Source organism: Zoogloea oryzae (genome assembly GCF_030161255.1).
In the GTDB taxonomy this organism is placed as follows: Bacteria; Pseudomonadota; Gammaproteobacteria; order Burkholderiales; family Rhodocyclaceae; genus Zoogloea; species Zoogloea oryzae.
The window spans coordinates 21,374-36,649 of the sequence record NZ_BSPX01000044.1; the positions used below are offsets into that span (position 1 = coordinate 21,374).

A 15,276-nucleotide genomic window follows, 5' to 3' on the forward strand; every position below is an offset into this window, starting at 1 on the left:
CCCGGCGATGTCTTTCGGAAACGCCCTGGCGGGGCTGCACGCCCCCATTGCCGCCCGCATTCCCGCCATCAACGGGATGCTGTTCGCGAGCCTGTTCTTCTTCCTGCCGGCCCACGTGGCGCCGGCCTACTCGATCAGCGGGCTGATCCTGCTGCTGTCGCTGGTCGAAGGCCGCTTCGCCGAAAAATGGGCGCAGCTCAGGGGCGATCCGCTGTTCTGGATCTTCCAGGCCTTCTTCTGGATCACGCCCCTGTCGCTGCTATGGACCGACGACCTGCAGGCCGGTCTGCGGATGGTCGGGCGCTACGCATTCTTCCTGCTCTCCCCCCTTTACCTCACCATCGCCCGGCGCGAACTCGCGCCCCGCTGCATCGCCGCCTTCCTGGCCGGCTGCCTGATGGCCGAGACGCTGGCCTGGTACAACTGGCTGGAGATGAGCTTCTTCCCCGAGTGGCCCGACGGCATCCGCGTCCGGAAGGAAGCCACCGAAACCGCGCCCTTCGTCGATCACATCCTCTACGCCCCGATCCTCGCCTGGGCCGGCTATCTGGCGCTGCGCGAGGCCGTCGCCGCGGCTGGCTGGCGGCGGGCCGGCTTCGCCCTGCTCGCCCTCCTCACCACCGGCAACCTGATCTTCTCCACCGGCCGCACCGGCCAGCTGGTCTTCCTGGTCCTCGTCGCGCTGCTGATCTTCCAGCGCCTCGCCGGCCGCCACCCGCTGCGGGCAGCCCTGGCGGCGGTCAGCCTCACCGGCGGGCTCGCGGTGCTGGCCTACCACACCAGCGCCCCGATCGCCGCCCAGGTGGATGAGACCCTCAGCGAATTCGCCCGGCGCCACGACACCTTCGACACCGCCACCGCCCAGCGGCTGGGATTCCTCACCAACAGCCTGCGCCTCGCCGCCGAGAACCTCCTCACCGGGGTTGGCGCCGGGGATTTCTACCCCGCCTACGTGGACGTCAACCAGCGCTACACGCCCGACTGGACCACCACCGACAACCCCCACAACCAGTATCTGTTCACCGTCACCACCACTGGCATCGGCGGCGGGCTGATCCTGCTCCTCACCTACTTTCCGCCCATCCTGTGGCGCCGCCAGCGCGACGCCCTCGCCCAGCACCGGGTGGCGCTGGTGGTGTTCATCGGCGTGTGCAGCCTCTTCGAGGACTACCTGTGGCGCTCCAACACCTCGCTGCTGTACGTGCTCTTCGCGGTGCTGCTGCTGGGCCGGCAAAGCCTCGGGCCGCCCGCGGACGGCCGACAAGCCGCGCCGATTCGGGCAGAATAGATCGCCTTCTCCATTCCGAACACCGACCATGAACATGGGCGCCGACGGCGAAATCCTCAACGACGCTCCGGGCGTACCCTTCCTCACCTGCGGCTTCTTCACCGACGGCTACGCCGCCGAAGCAGCCCAGCTGCGCGAATCCCTCGACCGCACCGGCACCCCGTACTTCCTCAAGCGCTTCGCCAGCCGGGGCTACTGGGAAGCCAACACGCGCATCAAGCCCGAGTTCCTGCTCGACTGCCTGCGCCGCTTCCCCGGCCGCGACGTGGTGTATCTCGACGCCGACTCGGTCGTCCGCTCGCCCCTCAAGCTGTTCTTCGATTTCGATGCCGACCTGGGCGTGTTCATCGCCCCCGCCGACGCCGGGATGACCCACCGCTACCTCACCGGCACGCTGTACCTGCGCAACACCCCGGCGATGCACGCCTTCGTCGAAGACTGGATCGCCGCCCAGGACGGCATGGTGCTGGGCGTCGACCAGGACAGCTTCACCAGCGCCGTCGAACGCCACCCCGAGCTGAAGATCGGCCCGCTGCCCGAGAGCTACGTGAAGATCTTCGACCGGGGCTCCGAGACGCCGGTGGTCGAGCACTTCCAGGCCAGCCGCCAGCGGGTCAAGCTCCAGCGCACCATGAAAAAGACCCGCAATGTGGTGCTGGGTGTCGTTTTCGTTGCGGCGCTGGCCTGGCTGATCACGACCTGGCTGTAGGTCCGCGCCTGCCGGCGCAGCCCATTGATAGAAAGTGTTAATTCAATGAGCCGGTCGTGACATTTCCCTGCACGGCACGGAACATGCCGAAACAAAATTCCGGCATGATTCGTGCCCGGGCGTGAAATCCCTCTCCAGAATGAGCCGAGTCCACATCCTGATGTATCACCAGGTTGGTGATTTTCCGACGCGCATGCCCAGTCATCGGGGGCAGTATTGCCATCGTCCGCGCTTTGCCGCGCAGATGAGCATGCTCAGGCGCTTCGGCTATTCGGTGGTAAGCATGGACGACGCCGTGGCCGGCCTGCGTGGTGAGGCCACCCTGCCCGCCCGCGCGGTGGTGCTCACCTTCGACGACGGCTACGTGGATTTCCTCGAATGCGCCGCGCCGGTGCTCAAGGATTTCGGCTATCCGGCCACCGTCTATGCCGTCGCGGGGCTGCTCGGCCAGGCCTCGTCGTGGGTCGAACCCGAAGGCCTGCGCCCCGCCGCGCTGATGAACGCCGCCCAGCTGCGTGAAGTGCAGTCCATGGGCTTCACCATCGGCTCCCACTCGGTCAGCCATCCCCGCCTCGCCCAGGTCGACACCCAGCGCATCGCCGAAGAGATGACCATCAGCAAGCGCATGCTCGAAGACGCCCTCGGCAAGCGGGTCGACCACTTCTGCTACCCCTACGGCAGCCACGACATCCGCGCGGTGCACGCCGCCGCCGAAGCCGGCTACGTCACCGGCACCACCTGCGTGCGGGCCGTCGCCACCCGGGCGGACGACCTGCTGACCCTCCCCCGCAAGCCGGTTTCCCAGGGCAACACCGCGCTGGGCGTGCTCTGGAAACTCGTCGCCAGGAACACCCCGCGCCATCCGCCGATCCGCCGCGGCTAGCCGGATCCGGGCGAAAGCTGCGCGACTTGCGGCACAATAGCGGTCTTTGCGCCGCCCGGTTTTTGCCCATGACGTTCCGCCTCCGCTCCCAGCCCCGCCGCCCGGCCGCCCACGGCCGCGCCGGAGTCTCCGCGTGAAGCGCATCCTCATCGTCCGCAGCTCGGCCATCGGCGACGTGGTCTTCGCCTCGGCCCTGCCCGCCGCCATCAAGCGCGCCTACCCGGACGCCCATGTGGCCTGGCTGGTCGAGCCGGGCATCCACGAGCTCCTCGTCACCGACCCGGCCATCGACGAGGTCATCACCTGGAGCAAGGCCGAGTGGGTGAAGCTCTGGAAGAGCGGGCAGAAGCTCGAGCTCGCCCGCCGGGTGCTCGCCCTGCGGCGCGAGCTCCACGCCCGCCAGTTCGACGTGGCGCTGGATCTGCAAGGCCTGCTCAAGAGCGGCTTCATCACCTGGCTTTCCGGGGCCAGGCGCCGTGTCGGCCTCGGCTCGAAGGAAGGCAGCCAGCTGCTGATGACCGAGGTCATCCCCCGCGGCGGCGACATCCACCGCATCGGCTCCGAATACCAGTTCCTCGCCCAGCACCTGGGCGCAGACGCCGGCGACTTCCTGCCCACGCTCACCGTCGCCCCGGCAGCCGATGCCGGCGCGCAGGCCAAGCTCGCCGCCCACGGGCTCGAGACCGGCCGCTACGCCGTCTTCGCGCCCTTCACCACCCGCCCGCAGAAACACTGGTTCGAGGACGCCTGGCAGGCACTCGCCCCGCAGCTCATCGCCGCCACCGGCCTCACCCCGGTGATCCTCGGCGGCCCGGCCGATGCCGAAGCCGCCGCCCGCATCTCCGCGGCCGACCCGCGCATCGTCAATCTCGCCGGCCAGACCCGCCTGCCCGAAGCCGTCGCCCTCATCGCCCGTTCGGCGCTGGTGATCGGCGTCGATACCGGCCTCACCCACATGGGCACCGCGCTGGCCAAACCCACCGTCGCCATCTTCGGCTCCACCTGCCCCTACACCGACACCGGCCGGCCCACCGGCAGCGTGATCTGGCTGGGGCTGGAGTGCTCGCCGTGCAAGCGCCGGCCCACCTGCGGTGGCAAGTTCACCTGCCTGCGCGACATCACGCCGGCGATGGTCATCGAGCGCGCCCAGGCCATGCTGGCCGCCGGAGGCACGCGATGAAGATCCTCCACGTGGAAGCCGGCAAGTTTCTATACGGCGGCGCGCGTCAGGTGCAGTACATCGTCGAGGGCCTCGCCGCCCGCGGCATCGACAACCTGCTCGCCTGCCCCGCCGGCAGCGACACCGCCCGCCAGCAGCCCGCCGGCGTGCGCGTGGTGCCCATGAAGATGGGCGGCGACGGTGATCCGGGCATGGTGCTGCGCCTGGCCAGCCTGATCCGCGCCGAAAAGCCCGACCTCGTGCATCTGCACAGTCGCCGCGGCGCCGATACCTGGGGCGGCCTCGCCGCCAAGCTCGCCGGCGTGCCCTGCGTGCTGTCGCGACGGGTGGACAACCCGGAATCCCGCCTCGCGGTGGCGATCAAGTACCGGCTCTACGACCACGTGATCACCATCTCGGAAGGCATCCGCCAGGTGCTGTTATCCGAGGGCCTCGCGCCGGAGAAGGTCACCTGCGTGCGCAGCGCCGTGGACGCCACGCCCTACCTCGCGCCGGTCGACGCCGCCACCTTCCGTGCCGAGTTCGGCCTGCCCGCCGATGCGCTGGTGGCCGGCGTGGTGGCGCAGATGATCCCGCGCAAGGGCCACCGCTACCTGCTCTCCGTGTTGCCGGGCCTGCTCGAAAAGCACCCGAAGCTGATCGTGCTGATCTTCGGCCAGGGCCCGCTGGAAGCCGAGCTGCGCGCGGAGGTGCAAAGCCGCGGGCTGGATGCCGCGGTGCGCTTCGCCGGCTTCCGCCACGATCTGCCGCGCTGGCTGGGCGGGCTTGATCTGCTGGTGCATCCGGCCGACATGGAGGGCCTGGGCGTGTCGCTGCTGCAGGCCTCCGCCGCGGGGGTGCCCATCGTCACCACCCGCGCCGGCGGGCTGCCCGAGGCGGTGCTGGACGGCGTGACCGGCCTCCTCATCGATCCCGGCAACGAAGCCCAGCTCGCAGCCGCCATCGACCGCCTCGCCGCCGACCCGGCCCTGCGCGCGCGCTTCGGTGCTGCCGGCCGGGCGCGCATCCTGGCCGAGTTTTCCATCGACGCGATGGTGGCGGGCAACCTCGCCGTCTATCGCCAGGTGCTCCGCCCATGAAGATCATCACCGTGCTGCACAGCCTGCGCAGCGGCGGCGCCGAACGCCACGCCCTGCAGCTGATGCGCGGCCTGCGGGCGCGGGGCCACGAGGCGCTGTTTGCCGGCTCGATGAACGGCTGGCTCGGCCAGCAGCTCACCGCCGACGGCTTTGGCGGGATCAACCTGCCAATGGTGGGCATCTACGACCTGCCGTCAGTCATCCGCCTGGCGCTGTACGCCCGCCGCGAAAAGGCCGACCTGATCCACGGCCACCTCACCCGCGGGGCGCTGTACACCGGGTTTGCCGCGAAGCTGGCGGGGGTGCCCAACGTGGCCACCGCCCACTCCGACAACGCCGGCAAGCACTTCGGCCGGGCCGACCGGATCATCGCGGTGTCGGGCGCCGTGGCCCGCTTTCTCGAGCGCGAGGGCTACGACCCGGCGCGCATCCGGGTCGTCCATCACGGGATCGCCGACATCGCCGCCACGCTGCCCGCCGACGTGCGCCACGCCACCCGCGCCGCGCTGGGTATCGCCGACGACGAGCCGTGCCTGCTGATGGCCGCCCGCATCGTCACCGCCAAGGGCCACGACACCGCCCTGAAGGCGCTGGCCCGCATCAAGGATCAGCGCTGGACGCTGCTCCTCGCCGGCGATCACCACGGCGATCTGGGCCCGCAGATCCAGGCCCTCGCGACCGAACTCGGCATTGCCGACCGGGTCCGCTTCCTGGGCCTGCGCGAAGACGTGCCGGCCCTGCTGGCGGCGGCCGACATGCTGCTGGCGCCGTCGCGGCGGGAAGCCCTGTCCCTGACCCTGCTGGAAGCCTCGGCCTGTGCCCTGCCCATCGTCGCCAGCACGGTGGGCGGCATCGGCGAGGTGGTCGAGCACGGCGCGAGCGGCCTGCTGGTGCCGCCGGACGACGTGCCGGCGCTGGCCGACGCCATCGCCCGGCTGCTGGCCTCCCCCGAGCGGCGCGCCGCCCTGGGCGCCCGGGCGCGCCAGCGTTTCGAATCCGGCTTCACGGAGAACGCGATGTTCGACGGAACCCTGGCGGCTTATCGCGAGGCCTGCAGCCGATGATCCAGATCCTCATGTACCACCGGGTCGGGCACTTTCCCGGCCGGGTGAAGGCCCACGGCGCACTGTACTGCCACCTGCCGCGCTTTCGCGCCCAGATGACGCTGTTCCGGGTGCTCGGCTACACCGTCATCAGCCTCGACGACGCGGTGGCCGGCCTGCGGGGCGACAAGGCGCTGCCGCCGCGCCCGCTGGTGCTCACCTTCGACGACGCCTACGTGGATTTCCTCGAGAACGCCGCGCCGGTGCTCAAGGCCCACGGCTATCCGGCCACGGTGTACGCGGTGAGCAGCCTGATCGGCAGCACGTCGATGTGGGATGCGGGCGTCGGCCCCGAGCCGGCGCCGCTGATGGACGCCGCGCAGCTGCGCGAGGTGCGGGACATGGGCTTCACCATCGGCTCCCACTCCCGGAGCCACCTGCGCCTCGCCCAGCAGGACGAAGCCTGCATCGCCCGCGAGATGAGCGACAGCAAGTCGGCGCTCGAAGACCTGCTCGGCCAGCGCATCGATCACTTCTGCTACCCCTACGGCAGCCACGACCTGCGCAGCATGGAAGCCGCCGCGGCAGCCGGCTATCTCTCCGGCACCACCTGCGAGCGAGCCGCCGCCACTCCGTCGAACGATCTGCTGGCCCTGCCGCGCAAGGCGGTCTCGCGGGGCGACGACGTGTTCGGCGTGGCCTGGAAGCTGCTCACCAAGAACGCCCCCAAGCGCCCGCTGCTGCACCGCGCCGGCTGAAGGCGCCGATCAGGGCAGGAAAACCGGATCGGCAAACACCAGCGTTCCGTCGGCGCGCATCATCAGGTTGTCGGGGTTGAGGATGTCGGGCTGGACCGGGTAGCCCTCGATGAAATCCGACAGCCGCGCCACGGCCTCGACGAGGCTGGCGGGGAGCTCGGACGGCGGTTCCTGGGCGATGTGGTAGAGCGCCAGGCGGCCACGATTGACACCCATGTTGGCCCACTTCTCGCAGCCTTCCCAGTAGGCGGCGGCGAGCAGCCGGGCGAGCCGGGACGCTTCGCCCGACACCGGACGCAGGCGCTCGACCTCGACGAGGCGGAACGAATAGCCGTTGCTGGCCTTGCCGACAACGCCGTGATCGGCGAACACGCGGGGGAAATGAATGCCGGTGGGACGGTCGTCCGCGGCGAGATAGAAGTAGTCGGCGGGGGAGCTGACCACCTTGAAGACGCGCTCGCCGTCACCGGCGTCGAGCACGATCGAGAATTCCCCCCGCCCGATCTCGACGAGACCTTCGAGCAGGGGGTGAGCCGGAACCGGATCGGGAAGGCGACTGAGCGCTCTCCCGGCTTCCGGCAGCACGGCGGGCGGGTCGATCATCGCGGATCGACGAGGGTCATCCGATGATGTTGTAGCCAGCATCCACGAAGTGTACGCCGCCGGACATGTTCCGGCCAGCGTCGGAGACGAGGAACGCGGTGAGCGCGCCGATGTCTTCCGGGGTGACGAGACGGTGCAGCGGCGAACGATCCACGGCGGCGGCCATCAGGCCGTCGAAACCGGCGATGCCGGAAGCGGCGCGGGTCATCAGCGGGCCCGGGGAGATGGCATTGACGCGGATGTTCTTGGGGCCCAGCTCGAAGGCCATGTAGCGGGTGGCGGCTTCGAGCGCAGCCTTGCACAGGCCCATCACGCCGTAGTTGGCGATGACCTTTTCGCTGCCCAGGTAGGTCATGGTGATGAGCGAACCGCCGCCGGCCTTCTCGAGCAGCGGCTCGGCCTTGCGGGCCAGGCGCACGAAGGAGTGGGTGGACACGTCCATCGCCATCGCGAAGCCGTCCGGCGAGGTGTCCACCACGCGGCCGTGGAGGTCGTCGCGCTTGGCGAAGGCCATGCTGTGGATCGCGAAGTCGAGCTTGCCGTGCTTGGCGTCGATCTGGGCGAAGACTTCGTCCATGGTCTCGGGCTTGGTCACGTCGAGGAGCAGGACGTCCTCGATCCCCAGGCGGCTGACGATCGGCTCGATGAACGCGAGGGTCTTCTCGTTCTGGTAGGTGATGATGACCTTGGCGCCCGCTTCGATGCACGCTTCGGCAACACCAGTGGAGATGGACTTTTCGTTGGCAATACCGGTGATCAGACCCACCTTGCCTTCGAGATTGATGATCGGGTTCATAAAAACCTCCATGGGGTTCGATAAAAAATTACTGCACTGCAACAATTGCAGACCTTAGAATGGTCTACGAATACTGTTACGTGCAAACTTTTTTGATAACGGCAGGATTCCACCTTTCCTCAACCGAAATGTTGCGACGCATCAAACAATGACCGAAAAGCTCCACAGCCCGGGTGTGATCCCGGTCTATGTCTTCCTCGATTTCGATGGGGTCACGCATCCCTGGCGCGAGGCGGAGGACTTTCGCTGTCTGCCGGTGCTCGAAGCCGTGCTGCGCGATTACCCCGAGACCCGGGTGGTGATCGCATCCGACTGGCGCACGCTGTTCTCGCTGCCCAAGCTGCGGGCGCGCTTCTCGCCGGACATCCAGCCGCGGGTGATCGACACCACGCCGGCGATCTTTCCGCGTAATCCCAACGAGCTCTACGGCCTGCGCGAGCGGGAGGCCCGCCAGTGGCTGGCGGCCAAGGCGCCCACCGCGTCGTGGCTGGCCATCGACGACGCGCCGGGCAACTGGCCGACCCGCGCGCGGCTGGTGCTCACCGATTTCAAGCAGGGCTTCACCGAAGAGGACGCCGGGCGCATGCGCCGGCTGCTGGACGCCTTCCGCGCCGGCCAATTTGACGCCGAAACGGCAACTCCCGCCTGACGACAGCCTTCATCGACCCCGGTCTGTCGATAATCGGGCCGGCGAGAAGGATGTCAGGCCGGCGTAGATCGACATCACCGGGTTAACGAAGGACTTTCACGAGCTGTAGATCGATTACACCCCGTGAACGAAGGAATCGCATCGGGTGTAGATCATATTCACCCCGTGAACAAAGGATGTTCACGGGGTGTAGATCGAATACACCCCGCGTTGATGGAAGACCGGGCAGGCTTAGAACTGTCGCGCGAGGGGCGATTCGTCCATCAGCGCGACCTGCTCGCGCAGCGAGAGGATCATGTCCTGCCAGTAGCGCGGGGTGTCGAACCAGCTGAAGGCCGCCGGGAAGGCCGGGTCGTCCCAGCGCCGGGCGATCCAGCCGGCGTAGTGGATGAGGCGCAGGGTGCGCAGAGCTTCCACCAGGTGCAGGCTGGCCGGGTCGAAATCGGCAAACTGCTCGTAGCCTTCGAGCACGTGGTCGAGCTGGCGGGCCATGGCCGGGGCGTCGCCGGAGAGCAGCATCCACAGATCCTGCACCGCCGGGCCGTTGCGGGCGTCGTCGAAATCCACGAAATGCGGGCCGGCGTCGGTCCACAGCACGTTGCCGCCGTGCACGTCGCCATGCAGGCGGATCATCGGCTGCGCGCCGGCGCGCTCGAAGCAGCGGCGCACGCCGTCCAGGGCCTGATCCACCACCGAAAGCCAGGTTTCGCGCAGTTCGGGCGGCAGGAAGGGCGAGGCGAGGAGTTCGTCGCGCGGTTCTTCGCCGAAGCTACGGATGGTCAGATCCGGCCGGTGGGCGAAGGGCTGCTTTGCGCCGATGGCGTGGATGCGGCCGAGGAAGCGGCCCAGCCAGCCGAGCACCGCCGGGTCGTCCAGCTCGGGCGCGCGGCCGCCGCGGCGGGGGAACAGCGCCACCCGGAAGCCTTCGTAGTGGTGCAGCGTGCTCCCGCCAACCTCCAATGCCGGCACGGCGGGGATCTCGGCCTCGGCGAGTTCGGCGAGGAAGGCGTGCTCCTCGAGGATCGCCTCGTCGCTCCAGCGCCCGGGGCGGTAGAACTTGGCGATCAGCGGCTGGGCGTCCTCGATGCCGACCTGATAGACGCGGTTTTCGTAGCTGTTGAGGGTGAGCAGGCGGCCGTCGCAGACGAGGCCGCTGGCCTCGACCGCCGACAGCACGAAATCGGGCGTCAGCGGTCCGAAGGGGGCCGTCACTGCGTGTTGCCCTCGCGCACGTAGGGCTCGTGGAGCTTGACCGGCGCGGTCTTGGCCGCCTGACGGGCACGCATGCGCAGGTTGAGCATCTCGACCAGCACCGAGAAAGCCATCGCCGAGTAGATGTAGCCCTTGGGCACGTGGTGGCCGAAGGCGTCGGCCATCAGCACCACGCCGATCACCAGCAGGAACGAGAGCGCCAGCATCTTCACGGTGGGGTGGCGCGACACGAACTCGCCGATGGGGCCGGAGGCGACCATCATCAGGCCCACCGAGACGATCACCGCGGCCATCATGACCGGGAGGTTATTGACCATGCCGATGGCGGTGATGATCGAGTCGAGGGAGAACACGATGTCGATCAGGATGATCTGCACGATCACCGCGCCGAAGGTGGCCTTGACGGCGCTGGAGGCTTCGCCCTCCTCGCCTTCCATCAGCTGGTGGACTTCCTGGGTGCTCTTCCACACCAGGAACAGGCCGCCGCCCAGCAGGATCAGGTCACGGCCCGAGAAGCCGTGATCCAGCACGGTGACGACGGGCTCGGTCATGCCGGCCATCCACGACAGGGCTGCCAGCAGCGCGAGGCGCATGAACATTGCCAGGAACAGGCCGAGGCGGCGGGCGAAGGCACGCTTCTCCGGCGGCAGCTTGTCCACCAGGATGGAGATGAAGATCACGTTGTCGATCCCCAGCACCAGCTCGAGGGCGGTGAGGGTGAGGAAGGCGATCAGCAGTTGCGGGTCGGTCAGGAATTCCATGTTTGCATTGAGGGTTGTGACGGGATGCGCGCCCGAGTCGGCAAGCACGCGAGGCGCATGGTCGCACGAAACGGGGCGGATTGAGGATGTCGGCGCAGGCGGGGCGCGCCGGCGGCGGAACGGACGTGCTAGTGGCGGGTGGCGTAGGCGCGCATCCAGCGCTGCATCCGGGCGGCGGGCATCGGGCGGGCGATGCCGTGGCCCTGGACCAGATGGCAGCCCAGCTTGACCAGCGCCTGGCGGTGGCGCGGGGTCTCGACGCCCTCGGCGATCACCTCGCGGCGGAAGGCAGCGGCGAGGCCGATCATGCTCTGCACGGTGGCGAGATCGTCCTCGTCGTTGAGCATGTTGTGGATGATCGAGCGGTCGATCTTGATGCTGCGCACCGGCAGGCGACGCAGGCTGCTCATCGACCCGAACCCGGTGCCGAAGTCGTCGATGGCGAAGCTGACGCCCAGGTCGTTGCAGGCCGCCATGATCCGGGCGATGCCGGAGAGGTCGGTCATCGTGGTGGATTCGAGCACTTCGAGCTGCAGCAGGCCAGGGTCGAGCTCGGGGTGGGCTTCGAGCACCGAGCGCAGATGGGGCACGAAATCCGGGTGCGCCAGGTGGCGGGCCGAGATGTTGACGCTCATCCGCGTGGCCAGGCCGGCGGCGCGCCAGGTGTCGAGCTGGGCCACGGCGGTGGCGAGCACCCACTTGCCCAGGTCGATCTCGCAGCGCGATTCGCTCACCGTGGGCAGGAACTCGCCGGGCAGGCGCAGGCCGAGCTCCGGGTGCTTCCAGCGGATCAGCGCCTCGACGCCGGACAAGGTGTTGGTGAGGGCATCGACCTTGGGCTGGTAGTGGAGCTCCAGCTCGCCCCCGGAGAGGGCCGATTCGACGCGGATCTGGGCGTCCCGGTGGGCACGCAGGCGGCGGTCGCGCTCGGGGTCGAAGAGGTGGAAACGGTTGCGGCCGGCGCGCTTGGCCAGATACATGGCCTGGTCGGCGTGGGCCAGCAGCACCTCGGGATCGGAGCCATCCAGCGGACACAGGGTGACGCCGATGCTGGCGGTGACGCTCAGTTCGCGGCCGTCGACGGTGATCGGGGCGGAGATGCTGGCCAGCAGGCGGGCAAACACCTGCTCGCATTCGTCGGCGTGCTCGAGGCCGTTGTAGATCAGCGCGAACTCGTCGCCGCCCATCCGCGCCACGGTGTCGCCAGCGCGGGTGGAGGCCTGCAGGCGGCGGGCGATCTCCACCAGCAGGCGGTCGCCCACGTGGTGGCCGAGGCTGTCATTGACCGGCTTGAAGCCGTCGAGGTCGAGATAGGCGACGGCCGCCAGGGTGCCGTTGCGCTCGGCCTGGGCCAGGGACATGCGCATCCGGTCGGCCAGCAGGCTGCGGTTGGGCAGCTGGGTGAGCACGTCGTGGTAGGCGAGGTGCTCGAGCTGGCGCTGGTTCTCCTTCATGTCGGTGATGTCGGTGAACAGGCCCACGTAGTGAGTGGTCTGGCCGGCTTCGTTGCGCACCGCCGAGATGTTGCCGAGCTGGGCGTAGAACTCGCCGTTCTTCTTGCGGCTCCAGGTTTCGCCCTGCCACACGCCGTCGCGCAGCAGGTCGGCCCACATGGCGTCGTAGTAGGCCGCGTCGTGCAGGCCGGAGCGCAGCAGGCGGCTGTGCTGGCCGATGACTTCATCGCGGCTGTAGCCGGTGAGGGCGCAGAAGCTGTCGTTCACCTCGAGGATGCGGGCATCCGGGTCGGTGATGATGATGCTCTCGTGGGCGTGGCGGAACACGCTGGCGGTGAGGCGCAGGTAGTCTTCGGCGGCCACCCGGGCGGTGACGTCGTTGAGGGTGCCGGAGGTGCCGATCAGGGTGTTGTCGGCATCGACGATGGCCCGGGCGTACAGATCCAGCCAGCGGAAGCTGCCGTCGCGGCACTTCACCCGCAGGGTGGCGCTGCAGTGGTCCTGGGCACGCTCGACCAGCGGCTTGAGGGCTTCGCGACGGGCGTCCTGGTCGTCCGGGTGCAGGAAGTCGAGGAAGCTGCGGCCGATGGATTCATCCACCGGATGGCCGGTGATCTCGGCCCACGCGGGGTTGAGGAGTTGCCAGCGGCCGCGGGCATCGGTCTGGAAGATGACCTCGCGCACGCTGTCGAAAACCTGCTGGTAGCGGATCTGGCTTTCCAGCAGGGCCTGGGTGGTGCTGCGCATGGCGCTGATGTCGGCGATGCTGCCGACCATCCGCCGCGGGCGGCCGTCCTGGTCGTAATCCACCACGTCGCCGCGGTCTCGCACCCACAGCCAGTGGCCGTCGGCGTGGGACAGGCGGTATTCGGCCACGTAGGTGCCGCCGCCTTCGAGGCAGGCGGCCACGGCGGCATCGACCCGCTCCCGGTCTTCCGGGTGGATCAGGGCCTGCAGGTCGGCCATGGCGTGGTTGAGCCAGCGGTCGTCGAGGCCCAGCATGGTGCACCAGTGGCGGTTGTGGCTGACGCGGCCGGTGACGAGGTTGTAATCCCAGATGCCTTCGCCGATGGTGGCCAGCACGTCGGCGAGCTTCTTGCGGCTGCGCTGGGCCGAACGCTGTTCGCGCACCCGCTCGCTCACGTCGTAGGCCACGCCCACGGTGCCGACCACCAGCCCGTCGGGGCTGCGCACCGGCGCCTTGTAGGTTTCGAACCAGACCGTACCATCGCCGTCGATCCGGTCCACCCGGCTGAGGGGCTGGCCCTCCTGCATCACCTGGGCGTCCTCGGCCCGCTCGGCATCGGCCACGGACCGGGAAAAGAGCTCGAGATCGGTCTTGCCGACCACCGCCTGGGGCATCGCCTGCCCGCAAGACTCGGCAAAACTGCGATTCACGATGAGGTAGCGGCCATCGCGCCCCTTGAGCCACATGCGCAGGGGCAGGCCGTTGATCAGGGCCGCTGCGCCGGGCGCCTCGCTGCCCGCCGCGGCGGCGCTTTCAGCCAGCGCGAGTTCGGAGACCGGCGTCTCTGCCGGCAGGCCCGCCTGCAGCGCGCGCAGCACCGTGTGGGCGCCGAGGTAACGCAGCCCCGGCCCGTCGTCCCCCACCGCCACGGTATCGAGGCCCTGGGTGAGCAGGCAGGAGAGGGCATCGAGCAGCGTGCTTCCGGGCGACAAACGCCCGGCAACGCAGTTCCACGTTTCCCGGGAGGCGTGATCTAACGTCATCCTGTTTTATCAATTTTTCCAGTTTCCGCGATGGTGCATGGGACTGCCGCCATTGCCAAGGCAGGAAGTCCCACACCAGGGCGACGGATGTCACGCCAACCGCAGATTCCGGATCGGAACAGTGACTTATCACCGCCAGGCCGCCGATCAGCCGTCCCGACCGTCGCTGCGCCGGGCCAGGTAGATGGGCACAAGGCGGCTCGCCCAGGGCAGGAAGACGACCAGCCAGCCGACCCCGGCCGCCACCAGCAACAGCGGCTGCCCGGCCGGCAGCACGTCGGACAGCACCCGCAGCAGCGCGACCCCGTGCAGCCCGAGGGCGAGTCGCCAGGTGAGCGCGTCGGCCACCAGCGGGCGTCCCGAGTGGCCCAGGGTGACACGCGACACCATCGCCAGGGTCATCGTCGCGAAGTAGCCCACCGCCATCGCGTGCAGCGGCGCAAGGCCGAGGGTCTCGACGCCGGCCGCGTGCAGCAGGCCCTGCACCCCGGCCAGCAGCCAGGCGATGCCCAGCCACAGGAAACCGATGTGCAGCATCGCCAGCAGGCGCACCTCGAAGCTGCGCGGCAGCTGCCACTTCCAGCTCAGCCACAGGGCCGTGCCGGCGCCCAACAGATCCAACGGCCAGGCCCAGGCGACCAGCCCGGCGATGTCCAGCAGGCCGTGGACCACGCTCACGCCCAGCAGCACCCGCAGCGTCCAGTCCGGCCGCACCACCTCGTAGCGGGGCAGCGCCGAGCTGGAGAAGAATGGAATCATCCGGTGGCTGACCACCATGAAGAGCGGCGCCAGCAGCCCATACACGCCAACCGACAGGCCGATCCGCGCCGCCAGCGGCGCACCCGTGGCCGCAAAGACGATCCACGCCACCAGCCCCACCGCGCCCGCCGCCAGCGCCAGCCAGGCGGTGCCCGCATGCAGCCTCGGCTTGCCCTCCCGGAAGGCCACCGGATGCAGCATCGCCAGCGCCAGCGCCCAGCCCGTCAGCACCAGCGCCAGCCCGACCACCCGCAGCCACGCGGCGCCGGTGAGCAGGCCCAGATCGAACACCAGCCAGCCGGACACCAGCCCCAGCCACGGCCGCCGGGCGGCGCTGCCCGGCGTGTCGGCCATCCCCTGCCAGCGGGGCA

General features: G+C 69.0%; 14 protein-coding genes. 8 read left to right on the forward strand and 6 right to left on the reverse strand.

The window, feature by feature from the left end:
- Positions 1-7 precede the first annotated feature (7 nt).
- From QQK25_RS14420 to QQK25_RS14450, 7 genes are all read left to right on the forward strand, one after another.
- Positions 8-1,288, forward strand: a complete 1,281-nt coding sequence (locus tag QQK25_RS14420; protein ID WP_284188543.1) for an O-antigen ligase family protein — start codon at positions 8-10, stop codon at positions 1,286-1,288.
- A gap of 28 nt (positions 1,289-1,316) precedes the next feature.
- A complete protein-coding gene (locus QQK25_RS14425; protein ID WP_284188544.1) occupies positions 1,317-1,997 on the forward strand; it encodes a putative nucleotide-diphospho-sugar transferase in 681 nt (226 codons plus the stop codon).
- 139 nt (positions 1,998-2,136) lie between these two features.
- The gene (locus tag QQK25_RS14430; protein WP_284188545.1) at positions 2,137-2,880 is read left to right on the forward strand and encodes a polysaccharide deacetylase family protein; all 744 of its coding nucleotides are present in this window, start codon (positions 2,137-2,139) and stop codon (positions 2,878-2,880) included.
- Positions 2,881-3,013: 133 nt separating this feature from the next.
- Positions 3,014-4,060, forward strand: a complete 1,047-nt coding sequence (gene waaF / locus QQK25_RS14435) for a lipopolysaccharide heptosyltransferase II (protein WP_284188546.1) — start codon at positions 3,014-3,016, stop codon at positions 4,058-4,060.
- The gene (locus QQK25_RS14440; protein WP_284188547.1) at positions 4,057-5,139 is read left to right on the forward strand and encodes a glycosyltransferase family 4 protein; all 1,083 of its coding nucleotides are present in this window, start codon (positions 4,057-4,059) and stop codon (positions 5,137-5,139) included. Before waaF ends, QQK25_RS14440 begins: the two co-directional genes overlap by 4 nt.
- Positions 5,136-6,203: a glycosyltransferase gene (locus QQK25_RS14445; protein WP_284188548.1), complete on the forward strand. Its 1,068-nt coding sequence runs from the start codon at positions 5,136-5,138 to the stop codon at positions 6,201-6,203. Before QQK25_RS14440 ends, QQK25_RS14445 begins: the two co-directional genes overlap by 4 nt.
- Complete coding sequence (locus QQK25_RS14450) at positions 6,200-6,940, forward strand: polysaccharide deacetylase family protein (RefSeq protein ID WP_284188549.1); 741 nt, start codon at positions 6,200-6,202, stop codon at positions 6,938-6,940. Before QQK25_RS14445 ends, QQK25_RS14450 begins: the two co-directional genes overlap by 4 nt.
- Before the next feature lie 9 nt (positions 6,941-6,949).
- Here QQK25_RS14450 and QQK25_RS14455 read toward each other — a convergent pair whose 3' ends face one another.
- Both QQK25_RS14455 and fabI read right to left on the reverse strand, forming a co-directional pair.
- Positions 6,950-7,543 (reverse strand): hypothetical protein, encoded by a 594-nt coding sequence (locus QQK25_RS14455; protein WP_284188550.1) that lies wholly within the window; start codon positions 7,541-7,543, stop codon positions 6,950-6,952.
- Positions 7,544-7,559: 16 nt separating this feature from the next.
- Positions 7,560-8,339, reverse strand: coding sequence for an enoyl-ACP reductase FabI (gene fabI / locus QQK25_RS14460; protein ID WP_153162508.1), 780 nt, complete (start codon positions 8,337-8,339; stop codon positions 7,560-7,562).
- A gap of 148 nt (positions 8,340-8,487) precedes the next feature.
- Between fabI and QQK25_RS14465 the strand changes: the two genes are divergently transcribed.
- A complete protein-coding gene (locus tag QQK25_RS14465; protein WP_284188551.1) occupies positions 8,488-8,988 on the forward strand; it encodes an HAD domain-containing protein in 501 nt (166 codons plus the stop codon).
- Between the two features lie 231 nt (positions 8,989-9,219).
- Here the strand turns inward: QQK25_RS14465 and QQK25_RS14470 are convergent, their stop codons facing one another.
- From QQK25_RS14470 to QQK25_RS14485, 4 genes are all read right to left on the reverse strand, one after another.
- The gene (locus tag QQK25_RS14470) at positions 9,220-10,200 is read right to left on the reverse strand and encodes a serine/threonine protein kinase (protein ID WP_284188552.1); all 981 of its coding nucleotides are present in this window, start codon (positions 10,198-10,200) and stop codon (positions 9,220-9,222) included.
- Complete coding sequence (locus QQK25_RS14475; RefSeq protein WP_284188553.1) at positions 10,197-10,961, reverse strand: TerC family protein; 765 nt, start codon at positions 10,959-10,961, stop codon at positions 10,197-10,199. Before QQK25_RS14475 ends, QQK25_RS14470 begins: the two co-directional genes overlap by 4 nt.
- Positions 10,962-11,089: 128 nt before the next feature.
- Positions 11,090-14,095 carry an EAL domain-containing protein gene (locus tag QQK25_RS14480; protein ID WP_284188554.1) on the reverse strand — a complete coding sequence of 1,002 codons (3,006 nt, stop codon included), beginning with the start codon at positions 14,093-14,095 and terminating at the stop codon, positions 11,090-11,092.
- Positions 14,096-14,293: 198 nt separating this feature from the next.
- On the reverse strand, positions 14,294-15,276 hold a 983-nt coding region (locus tag QQK25_RS14485), incomplete at its 5' end, for an NnrS family protein (RefSeq protein WP_284188555.1).